We start from the raw sequence: 15,237 nt of genomic DNA on the forward strand, positions 1-15,237 counted from the left end.
AGGTCAAGCCGCCCGCTCAATCGGCGGCAAGGCGGCTGATGACCACGGTGACCTCGGGCTTCTTGCCGATCTCTTCCATCGAGACCTGGCGGGTGATCTTGCGGATCGCCTCTTCCAGCTTGTCGTCGTTGCCGATCAGCCGGTCGTCGGCGCGGGTCAGGAAATCGGCCAGCTCGCTTTCGACGTGATCGACCAGCGGAACGCCGGCGCGGCCCCGTTCGGGCAGGCCCATCGTCTCGACCCAGGCATCGGGCAGGGGCGCGTCGTTTTCGTCGATGATGATGGACACCATCGCATGGCCGTTCAGCGCCATGCGGATGCGGTCGCGCACGATGCCGTCCATCGCGCCGATCAGCACGTTGCCGTCCAGGTAGGTGCGCCCCGTCTCGACATGTTCGACCACCACGGGACGGTCGCCGGTCAGGTCGACCATCGTCCCGTTGGTCGCGACGACCGAGGCGATGCCCTTTTCGGCGGCCAGCTTGGCATGGGCGCGCAGGTGCATGTGTTCGCCATGCATCGGGATCACGATGCCGGGCCTCAGCAGGTCATGGACCGCCTCGATATCCGGGCGGTTGGCATGGCCCGAGACGTGATAGAATCCGTCGTCGGCGTCAAAGACATCGACACCCTTTTCCGACAGCGCGTTCATGATGCGGATCACGCCGCGCTCATTGCCCGGAATGGTGCGCGAACTGAACAGGAAGCTGTCCCCCTCTTTCAGCGACAGTCCCAGATAGCGGCCCCGCGCAAGCTGCGCGGTCGCCGCGCGGCGTTCGCCCTGACTGCCGGTGACGATCAGCATGACCTGGTTGCGCGGCAGTTCCGCCGCCTCGTCCGAGCCGATGACGGCGGGAAAATCGGTCAGCACGCCGGTCTCGACGGCGGCGGTGACCATCTTGCGCATGGCACGGCCCAGCAGGCAGACCTTGCGCCCGGCGGCGGTCGCGGCCTCGGCTAGGGTCTTCAGCCGGGCGACGTTGCTGGCGAAGGTGGTGGTCACGACAAGGTTCGGCTGCGCCTTGATGAAGGCGGCCAGCGGTTCGGCCAGCAGCGCCTCGGACCGGCCGGGATGGGGGCTGAAGATATTGGTCGAATCGCAGGCCAGCGCCTTGATCCCCTTTTCCTGCGCGATCTGGTGCCAGACCTGCGGGTCGAAAGGCTCGCCCACCACCGGGGTCCCGTCCAGCTTGAAATCGCCGCTGTGGACGACGCGACCGGCGGGCGTGTCGATGATCAGCGCCGCGCTTTCGGGGATCGAATGGCTGATCGGCACGAATTGCACCTGGAACGGCCCGGCATTGATCACCTCGGGGCGCGGTGCGTGGATGCGGATCACGTCCGAGGGCTGGCCCGCCTCGTCCATCTTCATCGCGGCCAGTGCGCCGGTAAAGCGGCGGCAATGGATCGGCGCGCGCAGGCGCGACCACAGCAGGCCGACCGCGCCGACGTGATCTTCGTGCCCGTGGGTGATGAAGATGCCCTCGATCCGGTCGCGGTTTTCCTCCAGCCAGGCGACATCGGCCATGATCAGGTCGATGCCGGGCGAGCCGTCCATGTCGCCGAAGGTCACCCCCAGGTCGACGACGATCAGCCGTTCCTTGCCCGGCTGGCCATAGCCATAGACATATGCGTTCATGCCGATTTCACCGGCGCCGCCCAGCGGCATGTAGATCAGGCGTTCAGACATTTCCTGCCTCTTTGTTGTAATCATGGATCAATCGCAGGCCATGCACCGTCAGATCCTCGTCGATGGAATCGAACAATTCGAATCCCTGATCGAAAAGGGGCGCCAGCCCACCCGTCGCGACCACTTTCATGGGCCGGTCGCGTTCTGCCCTTATCCGTTTCACGATGCCCTCGATCAGGCCGATATAGCCCCAGTAGATGCCCGACTGGATACAGGCGACGGTATTGGTGCCGATCACCCGCTCGGGCATGGTCACATCGACATGGGGCAAGGCCGCCGCCGCCATGTGCAGCGCCTCGAGCGAAAGGTTGACGCCGGGCGAGATCACGCCGCCGACATAGGCGCCATCGCGGTCCACCACGTCAAGGTTGGTCGCCGTGCCGAAATCCACGACGATCACATCGCCCCCGTGGCGGTCGAAGGCGCCGGCCGCATTGGCCAGCCGGTCGGGACCGACGGCCACGCCCTGATCGACGCGCGGGGCGACCGGCAGCAGGCAATCGGGCTTGCCCACCACCAGCGGGCGGGTGTCGAAATAGCGGTTGCACAAGACGCGCAGGTTGAAGACCACGCGCGGGGCGGTGGCGCTGATGATGCAATGGGTGATCCGCACATCGAACCCGCCGCCCGCGATCAGGGTGGACAGCCAGACGTGATATTCGTCCGCCGTGCGCCGGTGGTCGGTCGAGATCCGCCAATGCGCCAGGAAACGGCTGCCGTCCCACACCGAAAAGACGGTGTTCGTGTTGCCCGTGTCAATGCAAAGCAGCATCAAGCCTCACTTTGAAAGAAGATGTCGGCCGCCGGGATGGCGCGACGCCCCGAGGCGGTCGCAAGGATCAGCGCACCGCTGTCGTCAACGCCTTCGAAGACGCCTTGTTCCTGATAACTGCCCATGCGGGCGATGATTTCCTGGCCCAGCCGTGCGGCGCGCGCGATCCAGGCGTTGCGGATCGGGGCAAAGCCCCAAGTCTCGAACTGGTGCTGCCAATGGGCGAAGGCGGGGGCCAGCAGGTCCAGGAATTCGTCGGGGGCGACCCGGTGGCCGGTTTCCTGCGCGAAGGACACGGGGCGCACGGCGCCCTCTTCGACCTGCGCGGCATCGGGCGCGGCGGCAAGGTTGACGCCGATCCCCACAGCGACCACGCCACCCGTCCCCGCGCTTTCCAGCAGGATGCCCGCGACCTTGCCGCCGTTCAGCAGCACATCGTTGGGCCATTTGATCGCCAGCCGCGCCGCCGGACCCGCCGCCAGCGTCAGCGCATCGTAAAGCGCCAGCGCCGCGACGAAGGAAAGCTGCGCCGCCGCCGTCAGCCCGCCCTTGGGCCGCAGCACCAGCGTCGCGGCGAAATTTCCAACGGGCATGGTCCAGCCCCGACCACGCCGGCCCCGGCCAAGGGTTTGTTCGTAAGCCATGATCCAGGCCGGGCCGGACAGCGAGGGGGCAAGGCGCAACGCCTCGTCATTGGTGCTCGAGGCACGCGCCAGCACATGCCTGCCCACCCCGTCGGGCCATTGCTCAGTCAAGTGAAACCGGCGCCTGCAAGCCCGCCGTCAGCGAGTGGGCGGCATCCTGCGCCGCGCGCTCGACCCCGAACATCGAGATCGCACCGATCACCATGATCGCCGCCGCGCCCAGCAGGGCCGCATATTGCACCCCGCCCATGCGGCTTTCCAGCACCTCGCCCTTTTCGCCGAAATACATGTAATAGACGATACGCAGGTAATAGTAGGCGCTGATGACGGATGAGATCACGCCCAGAACCGCCAGCCAGGTCATGCCCGCATCGACAGCCGCCGTCAGCACCCCGAACTTGGCGAAGAAGCCCAGCATCGGCGGCACGCCCGCAAGGCTGAACATCAGGACCAGCAGGGCGGCGGCCTTCACCGGCTGATGGCTGGCGAACTGGTTCAGCGAGGTCAGCTCGGTCACCGGGACGCCGTCGCGCTCCATCGACAGGATGAAGGCGAAGGTGCCGACGTTCATCACCGTGTAGATGGCCATGTAAAGCAGCATGTTCTGCAAGCCGAAGGCCGTGCCCGCCGCCAGCCCCATCAGCGCAAAGCCCATATGCGCGATCGAGGAATAGGCCATCAGGCGCTTGATGTTGCGCTGGCCGATCCCGGCGACGGCGCCCCAGAACATCGACAGGACCGCCAGCAGCGCCAGGATCTGCGACCAGTCGCCCGGCACATGCCCGAAGGCCGCAAACAGCAGCCGCGCGAACAGGGCCATCGCGGCGACCTTGGGGGCGGTCGCGAAAAAGGCGGTGACCGGCGTGGGTGCGCCCTCGTAGACGTCGGGCGTCCACATGTGGAAGGGCACGGCCGAGACCTTGAAGGCCAGCCCGACCATCATGAATACCAGCCCGAACAACAGGCCGATGGGCATCTGACCCTGTTGGATCGTGCCGATGATGCCCTGGAAATTCGTGGTGCCCGCAAAGCCGTAGACCAGCGTCATGCCGTAAAGCAGCATCCCCGAACTCAGCGCGCCAAGGACGAAATACTTCAGCCCGGCCTCGGACGAACGCAGGCTGTCGCGGCGGAAGGCGGCGATGACGTAAAGCGCCAACGATTGCAGTTCCAGCCCCATGTAGAGCGTCAGCAGGTCGCCCGCCGAGACCATCACCATCATGCCGGTGGCGGCCAGTGCGACCAGGATCGGAAACTCGAACCGCATCATGCGGTTGCGGCCCATGTATTCGGCGCTCATCCCCAGGACCGAGGCGGCGCCGACCAGCACGACCACCTTTGCGAAACGGGCGAATGCGTCATCGACGAACATCGCGAAGAAGGCCGTCCGTTCCGGCTGGTCGCGCAGGCCGACCAGCAGCGCCAGCGCCAGCAGGGCCGCGACCGTGACCCACAGGATCGGGCGCGCCAGCCGGTCCTTGCCGAAGAAGGCCCCGGCCATCAGCGCGGCCATCGCATAGACCGCCAGCAGGAACTCGGGCAGAATGGTCGTGAAATCGAGCGAAGTCATAACCGCCCCCTTACTCGCTGGCTGCCGCCGCATCCGCGACGGGCTGGCTGTCTTGATAATGGTCGATCAGCGCGGTCACGGCCGGGCCGGTGATGTCGGTGACAAGGCGCGGATAGACGCCCAGCAGCAGGGTCATCACGATCAGCGGCACGAAGATCCACCGCTCGCGTGCGGTCATGTCGCTGATGGTTTTCAGGCTTTCCTTGACCAGCGCCCCAAGCGTCACCCGGCGATAGAGCCACAGCGCATAAGAGGCCGACAGGATCACGCCCGAGGTCGCCACCACCGCCACCCATGTATTGACGCGGAAGGCCCCGAGCAGCGTCAGGAACTCGCCCACGAAACCCGAGGTGCCGGGCAGGCCGACATTGGCCATAGTGAAGAACATGAAAACCAGCGCATAGACCGGCATCCGGTTGGCCAGACCGCCATAGGCGTCGATCTCGCGCGTGTGCATCCGGTCGTAGATCACGCCGACGCCCAGAAACAGCGCGCCCGAGATGAAGCCGTGCGACAGCATCTGGAAGATCGCGCCATCGACGCCGGGCTGGTTCATGGCAAAAATGCCCAGCGTGACGTAACCCATATGCGCGACCGAGGAATAGGCGATCAGCTTCTTCATGTCGGTCTGCGCCAGGGCCACAAGCGAGGTGTAGACGATGGCGATGGCCGACAGCCAGAAGACATAGGGCTGCGCGATACCGCTGGCGACCGGGAACATCGGGATCGAAAAGCGCAGGAAGCCGTAGCCGCCCATCTTGAGCAGCACCGCCGCCAGCACGACCGAACCGGCGGTCGGCGCCTGGACGTGGGCGTCGGGCAGCCAGGTATGGACCGGCCACATCGGCATCTTGACGGCGAAGCTGGCGAAGAAGGCCAGGAACAGCAGCATCTGCACGCCGCCCATGATCGTGACGCCAAGGACGCTGAACGTGTCCGATCCGAACTCGAAGGTCAGCAGCGTCGGAATGTCGGTCGTGCCCGCGATGCGATACATCGACACCATTGCGACCAGCATCAGCACCGAACCGAGGAAGGTATAGAGGAAGAACTTGAACGCCGCATAGATGCGGTTCGCGCCCCCCCAGATGCCGATGATCAGGAACATCGGGATCAGCCCGGCCTCGAAGAACAGGTAGAACAGGACCAGGTCCAGCGCGGTGAAGACGCCGATCATCAGCCCTTCCAGCACCAGGAAGGCGATCATGTATTCCTTGACGCGGGCCTTGACCTCCCACGCGGAAAGGATGGTCAGCGGCATCAGGAAGGTCGTCAGCATGACGAACAGGACCGAGATGCCGTCCACGCCCATCTTGTAGCGCAGGCCCATGATCCATTCGCGGTCCTCGACGAACTGGAAGCCGGTGTCCTGTGCATCGAAGCCGAACAGCACGACCAGCGAGACCAGGAAGGTCGCCGTCGTCGCGATCAGCGCCAGCCATCTGGCATTGCGCGCCGCCGCCTCGTCCTCGCCCCGCAGCAGGACGGCCATGATCGCCGCCGCGACGATGGGCAGGAAGGTGATGATGGAAAGAAGGTGCGTCATGTCAGTGCGTGCCTCGCATCATCACCCAGATCAGCAAGCCCACGATGCCAAGAACCATCGCGAAGGCGTAATGGAACAGATAGCCCGACTGCATCCGCCCGGCGAAACGGGTCAGGCGCGGGATGATTCCCATCGCCATTCCGTTGATGGCGCCGTCGATAACCGCTCCGTCGCCGCCCGTCCACAGCTTGCGGCCGATCCACAGCGCGGGGCGCACGAAGATGAAGTGATAGATCTCGTCGAAATACCATTTGTTGAGCAGGAAGGCATAGAGAACCCGCTGCTGCGCAGCCAGCTTCGCCGGAAACTCGGGGCGGCGGATGTAGAAGACCCAGGCAAGCCCCAGCCCCAGCAGCATGGCCACGAAGGGCGAGAATTTCACCCAGGCGGGCACGTAATGCGCATCATGCAGGACATGGTTGTCGGGGTGCATGTAGATCGCGCCGGGGGTGACGGCGATCGGCGCCGCTTCCTCAGCCGGGTCGCTCGCGGCACCGGCGTCGGCATGCAGCGCGGCACCCTCGGGTTCGGCAGGCGCGTCCTGCGCGACGGAACCGTCCAGCGCGGCGCCACCCGCGCCCGCGTCATGGGTCGCCGCGGCCTCGATCCCGAAGAAACCGCCGACGCTTTCTTCCTGACCGAAGAAGCTGTTGTACCAGACCATCCCCGAAAACACCGCGCCCAGCGCCAGGACGCCAAGCGGGATCAGCATGACCGGCGGGCTTTCATGGGCATGTTCATGCGCATGATGGTCGCCGCGCGGCTTGCCCCAGAAGGTCAGGAACATCAGCCGCCAGGAATAGAAGCTGGTCATGAAGGCCGCGATCACCAGCATCCAGAAGGCGTAGCCGACGCCCGAGGCATAGGCGCTTTCGATCACCGCATCCTTGGACAGGAAACCGGCGAAACCGATATGGGTCAGCGGAATGCCGACGCCGGTGATGGCCAGCGTGCCGATCAGCATCGCCCAGAAGGTCAGGGGGATCTTCTTGCGCAGGCCGCCATAGTTGCGCATGTCCTGTTCGTGATGCATCGCGTGGATGACCGAGCCGGCGCCCAGGAAAAGCATCGCCTTGAAGAAGGCATGGGTGAACAGGTGGAACATCGCCACCGAATAGACGCCCACGCCCGCCGCCACGAACATGTAGCCAAGCTGCGAACAGGTCGAATAGGCGATCACGCGCTTGATGTCGTTCTGCACCAGCCCGACCGTGGCCGCGAAAAAGGCCGTGGTTGCGCCGATGATGACGATGAACATCTTGGCCTCGGGCGCGAATTCGTAAAGCGGCGACATCCGGCAGACCAGGAACACCCCCGCCGTCACCATCGTCGCGGCGTGGATCAGGGCGGACACCGGCGTCGGGCCTTCCATCGCATCGGGCAGCCATGTGTGCAGGAAAAGCTGGGCCGATTTGCCCATCGCGCCGACAAACAGCAGAAATGCCAGCAGGTTCGCCGCGTTCCAGTCGCGCCACAGGAAATGGATGTCGGTCTGCGCAAGCTGCGGCACCTGGGCGAAGATCTCGTCGAACCGGACCGAGCCGGTCAGCCACCAGATCCCGAAGATCCCCAGCAGAAAGCCGAAATCGCCCACCCGGTTGACGATGAAGGCCTTCATCGCGGCCGCGTTGGCGCTGGCCTTCTTGTAGTAGAAGCCGATCAGCAGATACGAGGCGACGCCCACCCCTTCCCAGCCGAAGAACATCTGAAGAAGATTGTCGGCCGTCACCAGCATCAGCATGGCAAAGGTGAAGAAGGACAGGTAGGCGAAGAACCGCGCCTTGTAATGCTCGCCCTCGGTCCAGTTGTCGTCATGGGCCATGTAGCCCAAGGAATAGAGGTGAACCAGCGCCGAAACGCTGGTCACCACGATCAGCATGATGGCCGTCAGCCGGTCCAGCCTGATCGACCATTCCGACACGAAATCGCCCGTCACGATCCAGTCCAGCACCGGCACGATGCGGGTCTGGCCGTCGAAGCCCAGAAAGATGACCCAGGACAGCAGGCAGCACAGGAACAGGATACCCGTCGTCAGGTATTGCGCGGCTTTCTCACCGATCAGGCGCCAGCCGAAACCCGCGATCAGCGCCCCGACGAGGGGGGCGAAAAGGACGATCGTTTCCATCTGGTCAGCCTTTCATCATGTTGACGTCTTCCACCTCGATGGTGCCGCGGTTGCGGAAGAAGACGACCAGGATCGCAAGGCCGATGGCGGCCTCGGCGGCGGCGACGGTCAGCACGAACATGGTGAAGACCTGCCCCGCCAGATCGCCGTGATAGGCCGAAAAGGCGACGAAGTTGATGTTGACCGCCAGCAGCATCAACTCGATCGACATGAGGATGATGATGACGTTCTTTCGATTAACGAAAATGCCGAAGATGCCGGTGACGAAAAGTATCGCCCCTACCACCAGATAATGTGCTGTTCCGATCATCGTCTCTCGTCCCTCCGGGTCTTGCACCCGTGAAATCTTCAATTCGCTGCCGGGGCCGGGCCGCGGCCCCGTGGCTATGGCGGGGGCCTAAAGCCCCTGCCCCGGTTTGACGTCCTTCAACTCCATCGCCTTGGCGGGGTCGCGCCACATCTGTTCCAGCACGTTCTGGCGCTTGACGTCCTTGCGGTGGCGCATGGTCAGCACGATCGCCCCGATCATCGCGACCAGCAGGATCAGCCCGGCGATCTGGAAGGGCAGGATATAGCGGTCATAGATCAGCATCCCCAGCCCATGCGTGTTCTGCACGGATTCGATGACGGGCGCGGCGCGCAGGCCCTCGGCCTGCTCGGAACTGGTCCAGCCCGAAAAGGCGATCCAGAGCTGCGCCAGAAGCACGCAGGCGATGATCAGCCCCAAGGGCAGATAACGGGCCAACTCGCCCCGCAGCCGGGCGAAATCGACGTCCAGCATCATCACGACAAAGACGAAAAGCACCGCCACCGCGCCGACATAGACCACGACCAGCAGCATCGCCACGAATTCGGCCCCTTGCAGCACGAACAGCCCCGCGGCGGAAAAGAAGGCCAGGATCAGCCACAGCACCGAATGGACCGGGTTGCGCGACATGACCGTCATGAAACCGGCGACGCAGGCGCAAATCGCGAAAAGATAAAAGGCGAATGCGATCATTTCTCGTCCTCCTCCTCGGAATAGACGTCTTGCGCGATTTCCAGCGCCTTCTGCATGGCGGGAATCCCGGCGAACATGCTCATCTGATAGATCACCTCTGCGATCTCGCGCTTGGTGGCGCCCGCTTCCAGCGCGTGGCGGATGGTCAGGCGCATTTGCGGCTCGGCCAGTGCGCCCTGCACGGTCAGCGCGGCGATGGTCACCAGCAGGCGGGTGCGCGCATCCAGGCCCTCGCGGTTGAAGGTCTTGCCGAACCACATCTCAAGCAGGTCGGCGGGCATCACCGGCATCAGCTTTTCCAGCGCCCGCGTGTCCAGGTTTTCCAGCGCAGGGTTGAGCGTGCGGGCCATTTCCTGGCCCTGCTGCATCATCTGCGCGAAAAGTTTGGCGAATGCGTCGTTCATCTGTAGGGCGCGTCCAGGGCGATGTTGCGGGCAATCTCGGCTTCCCAGCGGGCGCCGTTCTCAAGCAGCTTCTGCTTGTCGTAGAACAGTTCTTCGCGGGTTTCGGTGGAATATTCGAAATTCGGCCCCTCGACGATGGCATCGACGGGGCAGGCCTCCTGACAGAAACCGCAATAGATGCATTTCGTCATGTCGATGTCGTAGCGCGTGGTGCGGCGCGAGCCGTCCTCGCGCGGTTCGGCGTCGATGGTGATGGCCTGCGCGGGGCAAACCGCCTCGCACAGCTTGCAGGCGATGCAGCGTTCCTCGCCGTTGGGATAGCGGCGCAGCGCGTGTTCGCCCCGGAAGCGCGGCGAAAGCGGCCCCTTTTCATGGGGATAGTTCAGCGTGGGCTTGGGCGCGAAGAAATAGCGCATCCCAAGGCCGAAGCCCTTCAGGAAGTCCCACATCAGGAAATATTTGGTCGCGCGGGCGAAATCGAAGGCCATCTCAACGCTCCCTTGCTATGGCATGAGCCGTGGCTGGCTTGCAGGAATACATCATCAACCTCCGATGGCCCAGCGGGACCAGAAGCCGCCCAGAACCTCGTAGCGGGCAAGGAACGCCACCAGGACGACCCAGCCCAGCGACAACGGCAGGAACACCTTCCAGCCGATCCGCATCAACTGGTCGTAGCGATAGCGCGGCACGATCGCCTTCGCCATCGAGAACATAAAGAACCAGAACCACATCTTGATCACCATCCACCACCAGCCGTCTGCGATGAAGGGCACGGGCGACAGCCAGCCGCCGAAGAACAGCAGCGAAAGCAGCGCGCACATCAGATACATGGCGATATATTCGCCCGCCATGAACAAAAGATAAGGGGTCGAGGAATATTCGGTCATGAACCCCGCGACCAGCTCAGATTCGGCCTCGACCAGGTCGAAGGGCGGGCGGTTGCATTCCGCCAGCGCGCTGACGAAGAACAGCGCGACCATCGGCAGGTGCGGCAGGAAATACCAGTTCAGCAGGCCCCAATCGCCCTTTTGCGCGTTCACGATGGCCGTCAGGTTCAGCGAGCCGGTCGAGATGATGATGCCGATGATGATCAGCCCCAGGCTGACCTCGTAGGAAATCATCTGCGCGGCCGAGCGCAGCGACGCAAGGAAGGGATATTTCGAGTTCGACGCCCATCCCCCCATGATCACCCCGTAAACCTCGAGCGAGGAAACGGCGAAGATGAACAGGATGCCCACGTTGATATTGGCCATCACCCATCCCTCGTCGAAGGGGATGGCGACGAAGGCCACCAGCGCAAGGACCATCGACAGGAAGGGCGCAAGGAAAAAGACGAACTTGTCCGATCCCGCCGGGATCACGATTTCCTTCAGCACATATTTCAGCGCGTCGGCAAAGGTTTGCAGCAGCCCCCAGGGACCGACCACGTTCGGGCCGCGCCGCATCTGCACGGCAGCCCAGATCTTGCGGTCGCCGTAAACCATGAAGATCAGCGACCCCATGACGAAGCCGATGATCGCCAGCCCCTGCAACAACAGAATCAGCGAGTGACCCAAGGTCGATGACCAGAACTCTGCCATGCTACAACCGTTCCTCTTTTATCACGACGCGGGAATGCCGCGCGCCTTGCACTCTTGCAAGGTCTGGTCCGTATCCATCACTCGCAGCCCCAGCGGGCGGCTGTCGGAAAGCGTGAAGACCGCCCCCAGCTGCACCTCGCCGCGCTGCCGCTTCTGCTCTGTCATGACGTGGCGGGCAAAGCCGGTTCCGTTCGCATCGGCCCAGCCTGCCAATGCGCATGTGGCATAGGCGAAGGCGATGTTGGCGTCCACCCCCCGGCGCAAATTCGCCCGCACGGTGACCAGCCCGCTGTCGGCTTCGCCGCCATCCGGGCGGGTCAGCCCCTCGACGCTGGCGCCGCGGAAGATATCGGCGTCGGCCTTGAAACCGGTTGGCAGTTCGGGCAGCAGCGGGCGCGTTCGCGCGGCGAATTCCGCCATCGCGCGTTCGCGCGCCGTCATCCGTTCCGCGCGGGTGCCGCTGATGTCGGGCATGCCGGTCAGGTCCAGCGACAGGTTGGCGTTCAGCGCCATCAGGTCGGCCTCGCTGATCGCGAAGGGGTCAGGCACCTCGCCCTCCAGCGAGAATTCAGTCACCGAGCCATCCGGTTCCAGAATCAGGATATCGCCAGACTTGGTCGAGATCTGCGCCCGCGTCAGCCGCCCGATGCCGGGCCTGTCGGTCACCGGCTGGACGAAGTTGACCACCAGTTGGTCGGGCTTGGCGCGGGGACGCTGATCCGCGCCCTTGCCCGCGCATCCGGCCAGCAGGGCCGCCGCCATCAACAGGATCGTATTGCGCAGACCCGAACGCATTTCCCTACTCCGCCGCTATCGGCTGCACCTTGCGGGCCGCCGCCATTGCCGACAATTCGCCCATCAGCGGCGAACTGCGCGCGATGGGATTGGTCAGATAGAAGTCGCGGATGGCATAGCGGAAACCGGCATTGCCCAGATCGAAGCGGGTCAGCGCCTGCCATTCGTTTTCGGGCACCCGGTCGATTTCGGCCAGATGCGGCACGGCCTCGACCAGATGGCGGCGAAGCTGCGCGAGGCTGTCCCAGGGCAGCGTCGCGCCCAGTTCGGCAGACAGCGCGCGCAGGATCGCCCAGTTCTCTTTCCCCTCGCCCGGCGCGAAATTGGCGCGCATGGCAAGCTGCGGACGGCCCTCGGTATTGACGAAAAGGCCGTTTTCTTCCGTGTAGCAGGCGCCCGGCAGGATGATGTCGGCGCGATGCGCGCCCCGGTCGCCGTGGCTGCCCTGATAGATCACCAGCGGCGCCCCATTTTCAGAACGGGCGGCGATGTCCACCTCGTCCGCGCCGAGGTTATAGACCACCTCGGCCCCCTCGATGGCTGCATCCAGCCCGCCCTCGGTCACCGCGCCCACATCCATCGCGCCGACGCGGGCTGCGGCGGTGTGCAGGATCAGCAGCTTCGAGTCCGAGTTCTCGGCCAGCCGCATCGCATGGGCCAGGACGGCCTCGCCATCGGCCTCGCGAATGGCGCCCTGCCCGACGATCACGATGGTCCGCTTCGCCCGCGTCTCATCGCTGATCTTGAGCGAGGACAGCTTTTCCAGCGCCGCGCGATCCGTGCCCGCATGGGCATAGTCATAGGTCAGATCGACCGGCTCGCCCACCAGCCCGACCTTCGCGCCCTTGATCCATGCCTTGCGGATGCGAGCGTTCAGCACGGGCGCCTCGTCGCGCGGGTTGGTGCCGATCAACTGGATCATCTCGGCATCGTCGATATCCTCGATCCGCGCATTGCCGACATAGGCCGAGCGGTTGCCGATGGGCAGGCGCGCGCCGTCCGTGCGGCATTCGACGCGACCGCCCAGCCCCTCGATCAGTTGCTTGAGGCTGAAGGCCGCTTCGACCGGGGCCACGTCGCCGATCAGCCCCGCCACCTTGCGGCCCTTCATCGCGGCTGCCGCGGCTTCCAGCGCCTCGGGCCAGCTTGCCGGGCGCAGCTTGCCACCTTCGCGGATATAGGGCCGGTCCAGCCGCTGGCGGCGCAGCCCGTCCCAGACGAAGCGGGTCTTGTCGCTGATCCATTCCTCGTTCACGCCGTCATGGTTGCGCGGCAGGATGCGCATGACCTCGCGCCCCTTGGTGTCCACGCGGATGCTGGAGCCAAGCGCATCCATCACGTCGATGGTCTCGGTCTTGGTCAGCTCCCACGGGCGGGCGGTGAAGGCATAGGGCTTGGAAACCAGCGCACCCACGGGGCAAAGGTCGATGATATTGCCCTGAAGGTTCGAATCCAGCGTCTGGTTCAGATAGGAGGTGATCTCGCTATCCTCGCCCCTGCCCGTCTGGCCCATCTGGGTGATGCCCGCGACCTCGGTGGTGAAGCGCACGCAGCGGGTGCAGGAAATGCAGCGGGTCATATGGGTTTCGACCAGCGGGCCGAGGTTCAGGTCCTCGGTCGCGCGTTTCGGCTCGCGATAGCGGCTGAAATCGACGCCGTAGGCCATCGCCTGATCCTGCAAGTCGCATTCGCCGCCTTGGTCGCAGATCGGGCAATCCAGCGGGTGGTTGATCAGCAGGAACTCCATCACGCCCTCGCGGGCCTTGCGGACCATCGGGCTGTTGGTGCGGATCTCGGACGGCGCGCCTTCGGGTCCGGGCCGCAGGTCACGCACCTGCATCGCGCAGGATGCGGCGGGCTTGGGCGGGCCGCCCACGACCTCGACCAGACACATGCGGCAGTTGCCCGCGATGGACAGGCGTTCGTGATAGCAGAAGCGCGGCACCTCGACCCCGGCCAGTTCGCAGGCCTGAATCAGGGTCATGTTGGGATCGACCTCGATGATCCTGTCGTCGATCTTGATCTTGCGAAGCTCGCTCATCTGCCTGTCCTTTGCCTTAGTCCACCTGGACGAAGGATTTGAAATCGTGAACGTCCTGCCAGCCGTGGATACGCAGGACGGTAGTCATCGCGGGCTTGCCCCGCTGAAAGGTCACGGTCGCCTCGGTCGGGGCCGAGGCGGTGTAGCGCGCCGTCCGGTTCGACGTCACGCGATAGCGCGCGCCATCGGGGCGCGCGCATTCAATCGTGGCCCCGGCCGCATTGCCGGTCACGCGCAGCACGGGCTTGCCCGCCAGATCGCGGCTGGCATGGCTGCGCACCCCCGGCCCGGACGCCTGACAGTTCAGGTCGGCGGGGACGAACATGTCGAAATTCAGCACGAAACGCTGCGCCTGCGGCGCGCGCGCCGCAGGATCCGAAGGCGGCGCCGCAAGCAGCAGGTCCCCCGCCACCATCGCGAAAACCGCCAGGGCCAGAAGCGTCGCCGCTATGATCCGCGTCACCCGTTTCATCGCGCCACCAGAAAGGTCGCGATATAGGAGTTGTTCGCGAATTCCTGCTGCCCGACGCGGCAGAAGCTTTGCGGATCGCCCTCGCGCGCGCCCTGCCGGGTCAGGTAGTCCTCGGCCACGGCATAGATGCGGCGCTTGTCCTCCTTGCTGTCAAGGAAGGTGTCGATCTGCGCTTCCGAATAGCCCTTGTTGCGGGCGTAGCTTTTCAATGCGCGGGCCTGATTCCATGCGTAAACCATGCGCGCATTATAACCCGGACATTCGCGGCGGATACGGTCGGCGATACGCGCGGCGATCAGGCGGTCGTTGATGTATTTTTCCTGTGACAGCGGTTCAAGCGCGGCGGCGGGGCTGCCGACGGCCATCACGGCGGCCAGCGCGGCGGGGATCAGTCGTTTCATCATGGCAAAAGCCTCCGGTTGGTTATGCCCGAAGACATAACGCCGAAGCGCGCGATTTGCGCGACACGACCCCGTGCGCGGGGTGTGAGCATATGATGCCAGCACCCTCATTCCGCAGCCATCGCCCCCATGCGCCCGGTGCGCTTGGCCTTGATGCGATCCTCGATTTCCTCGCGGAAGTTGCGGATCAGGCCCTG

General features: G+C 64.5%; 15 protein-coding genes. All 15 read right to left on the reverse strand.

Annotated features, from left to right (window positions below):
- Nucleotides 1–16 precede the first annotated feature (16 nt).
- The 15 genes from Q0O97_RS07740 to Q0O97_RS07810 all read right to left on the reverse strand — a co-directional run bounded on the left by Q0O97_RS07740 (nucleotide 17) and on the right by Q0O97_RS07810 (nucleotide 15,043).
- On the reverse strand, nucleotides 17–1,690 hold the full coding sequence (locus Q0O97_RS07740; RefSeq protein WP_294926928.1) for a ribonuclease J: 1,674 nt from the start codon (nucleotides 1,688–1,690) through the stop codon (nucleotides 17–19).
- Nucleotides 1,683–2,462 carry a type III pantothenate kinase gene (locus tag Q0O97_RS07745; protein WP_294926931.1) on the reverse strand — a complete coding sequence of 260 codons (780 nt, stop codon included), beginning with the start codon at nucleotides 2,460–2,462 and terminating at the stop codon, nucleotides 1,683–1,685. The genes Q0O97_RS07740 and Q0O97_RS07745 overlap by 8 nt, the downstream gene beginning before the upstream one ends.
- Complete coding sequence (locus Q0O97_RS07750; protein ID WP_294926934.1) at nucleotides 2,462–3,217, reverse strand: biotin--[acetyl-CoA-carboxylase] ligase; 756 nt, start codon at nucleotides 3,215–3,217, stop codon at nucleotides 2,462–2,464. The genes Q0O97_RS07745 and Q0O97_RS07750 overlap by 1 nt, the downstream gene beginning before the upstream one ends.
- Nucleotides 3,210–4,676: an NADH-quinone oxidoreductase subunit NuoN gene (nuoN, locus tag Q0O97_RS07755; protein ID WP_294926937.1), complete on the reverse strand. Its 1,467-nt coding sequence runs from the start codon at nucleotides 4,674–4,676 to the stop codon at nucleotides 3,210–3,212. Before nuoN ends, Q0O97_RS07750 begins: the two co-directional genes overlap by 8 nt.
- 10 nt (nucleotides 4,677–4,686) lie before the next feature.
- Entirely contained in the window at nucleotides 4,687–6,222 is a 1,536-nt protein-coding gene (locus Q0O97_RS07760) for an NADH-quinone oxidoreductase subunit M (RefSeq protein ID WP_294926940.1), read from the reverse strand.
- A gap of 1 nt (nucleotide 6,223) precedes the next feature.
- On the reverse strand, nucleotides 6,224–8,347 hold the full coding sequence (nuoL, locus tag Q0O97_RS07765) for an NADH-quinone oxidoreductase subunit L (protein ID WP_294926943.1): 2,124 nt from the start codon (nucleotides 8,345–8,347) through the stop codon (nucleotides 6,224–6,226).
- Nucleotides 8,348–8,351: 4 nt separating this feature from the next.
- Nucleotides 8,352–8,657, reverse strand: a complete 306-nt coding sequence (nuoK, locus tag Q0O97_RS07770; RefSeq protein WP_294926946.1) for an NADH-quinone oxidoreductase subunit NuoK — start codon at nucleotides 8,655–8,657, stop codon at nucleotides 8,352–8,354.
- A gap of 87 nt (nucleotides 8,658–8,744) precedes the next feature.
- Nucleotides 8,745–9,347 carry an NADH-quinone oxidoreductase subunit J gene (locus tag Q0O97_RS07775; RefSeq protein WP_294926949.1) on the reverse strand — a complete coding sequence of 201 codons (603 nt, stop codon included), beginning with the start codon at nucleotides 9,345–9,347 and terminating at the stop codon, nucleotides 8,745–8,747.
- Nucleotides 9,344–9,751 carry a carboxymuconolactone decarboxylase family protein gene (locus Q0O97_RS07780; RefSeq protein ID WP_294926951.1) on the reverse strand — a complete coding sequence of 136 codons (408 nt, stop codon included), beginning with the start codon at nucleotides 9,749–9,751 and terminating at the stop codon, nucleotides 9,344–9,346. The genes Q0O97_RS07775 and Q0O97_RS07780 overlap by 4 nt, the downstream gene beginning before the upstream one ends.
- Nucleotides 9,748–10,239, reverse strand: a complete 492-nt coding sequence (gene nuoI / locus Q0O97_RS07785; RefSeq protein WP_294926952.1) for an NADH-quinone oxidoreductase subunit NuoI — start codon at nucleotides 10,237–10,239, stop codon at nucleotides 9,748–9,750. The genes Q0O97_RS07780 and nuoI overlap by 4 nt, the downstream gene beginning before the upstream one ends.
- A gap of 54 nt (nucleotides 10,240–10,293) precedes the next feature.
- Nucleotides 10,294–11,331, reverse strand: coding sequence for an NADH-quinone oxidoreductase subunit NuoH (gene nuoH / locus Q0O97_RS07790; RefSeq protein WP_294926955.1), 1,038 nt, complete (start codon nucleotides 11,329–11,331; stop codon nucleotides 10,294–10,296).
- 21 nt (nucleotides 11,332–11,352) lie between these two features.
- The gene (locus tag Q0O97_RS07795) at nucleotides 11,353–12,126 is read right to left on the reverse strand and encodes a hypothetical protein (RefSeq protein WP_294926958.1); all 774 of its coding nucleotides are present in this window, start codon (nucleotides 12,124–12,126) and stop codon (nucleotides 11,353–11,355) included.
- 4 nt (nucleotides 12,127–12,130) lie between these two features.
- On the reverse strand, nucleotides 12,131–14,167 hold the full coding sequence (nuoG, locus tag Q0O97_RS07800) for an NADH-quinone oxidoreductase subunit NuoG (protein ID WP_294926961.1): 2,037 nt from the start codon (nucleotides 14,165–14,167) through the stop codon (nucleotides 12,131–12,133).
- Between the two features lie 16 nt (nucleotides 14,168–14,183).
- Nucleotides 14,184–14,630, reverse strand: coding sequence for a hypothetical protein (locus Q0O97_RS07805; RefSeq protein WP_294926964.1), 447 nt, complete (start codon nucleotides 14,628–14,630; stop codon nucleotides 14,184–14,186).
- 5 nt (nucleotides 14,631–14,635) lie between these two features.
- Complete coding sequence (locus Q0O97_RS07810) at nucleotides 14,636–15,043, reverse strand: DUF5333 domain-containing protein (RefSeq protein WP_294926967.1); 408 nt, start codon at nucleotides 15,041–15,043, stop codon at nucleotides 14,636–14,638.
- Between the last annotated feature and the right edge of the window lie 194 nt (nucleotides 15,044–15,237).

Origin of the sequence: uncultured Paracoccus sp. (assembly GCF_945915435.1) — a bacterium.
In the GTDB taxonomy this organism is placed as follows: Bacteria; Pseudomonadota; Alphaproteobacteria; order Rhodobacterales; family Rhodobacteraceae; genus Paracoccus.

Bases quoted from the DNA above. Each gene is read 5' to 3' on its own strand.
- Q0O97_RS07740 (WP_294926928.1), bottom strand. From the start codon at position 1,690: ATGTCTGAACGCCTGATCTACATGCCGCTGGGCGGCGCCGGTGAAATC.
- Q0O97_RS07745 (WP_294926931.1), bottom strand. From the start codon at position 2,462: ATGCTGCTTTGCATTGACACGGGCAACACGAACACCGTCTTTTCGGTG.
- nuoN (WP_294926937.1), bottom strand. From the start codon at position 4,676: ATGACTTCGCTCGATTTCACGACCATTCTGCCCGAGTTCCTGCTGGCG.
- Q0O97_RS07760 (WP_294926940.1), bottom strand. From the start codon at position 6,222: ATGACGCACCTTCTTTCCATCATCACCTTCCTGCCCATCGTCGCGGCG.
- nuoL (WP_294926943.1), bottom strand. From the start codon at position 8,347: ATGGAAACGATCGTCCTTTTCGCCCCCCTCGTCGGGGCGCTGATCGCG.
- nuoK (WP_294926946.1), bottom strand. From the start codon at position 8,657: ATGATCGGAACAGCACATTATCTGGTGGTAGGGGCGATACTTTTCGTC.
- Q0O97_RS07775 (WP_294926949.1), bottom strand. From the start codon at position 9,347: ATGATCGCATTCGCCTTTTATCTTTTCGCGATTTGCGCCTGCGTCGCC.
- Q0O97_RS07780 (WP_294926951.1), bottom strand. From the start codon at position 9,751: ATGAACGACGCATTCGCCAAACTTTTCGCGCAGATGATGCAGCAGGGC.
- nuoI (WP_294926952.1), bottom strand. From the start codon at position 10,239: ATGGCCTTCGATTTCGCCCGCGCGACCAAATATTTCCTGATGTGGGAC.
- nuoH (WP_294926955.1), bottom strand. From the start codon at position 11,331: ATGGCAGAGTTCTGGTCATCGACCTTGGGTCACTCGCTGATTCTGTTG.
- Q0O97_RS07795 (WP_294926958.1), bottom strand. From the start codon at position 12,126: ATGCGTTCGGGTCTGCGCAATACGATCCTGTTGATGGCGGCGGCCCTG.
- nuoG (WP_294926961.1), bottom strand. From the start codon at position 14,167: ATGAGCGAGCTTCGCAAGATCAAGATCGACGACAGGATCATCGAGGTC.
- Q0O97_RS07810 (WP_294926967.1), bottom strand. From the start codon at position 15,043: ATGATGAAACGACTGATCCCCGCCGCGCTGGCCGCCGTGATGGCCGTC.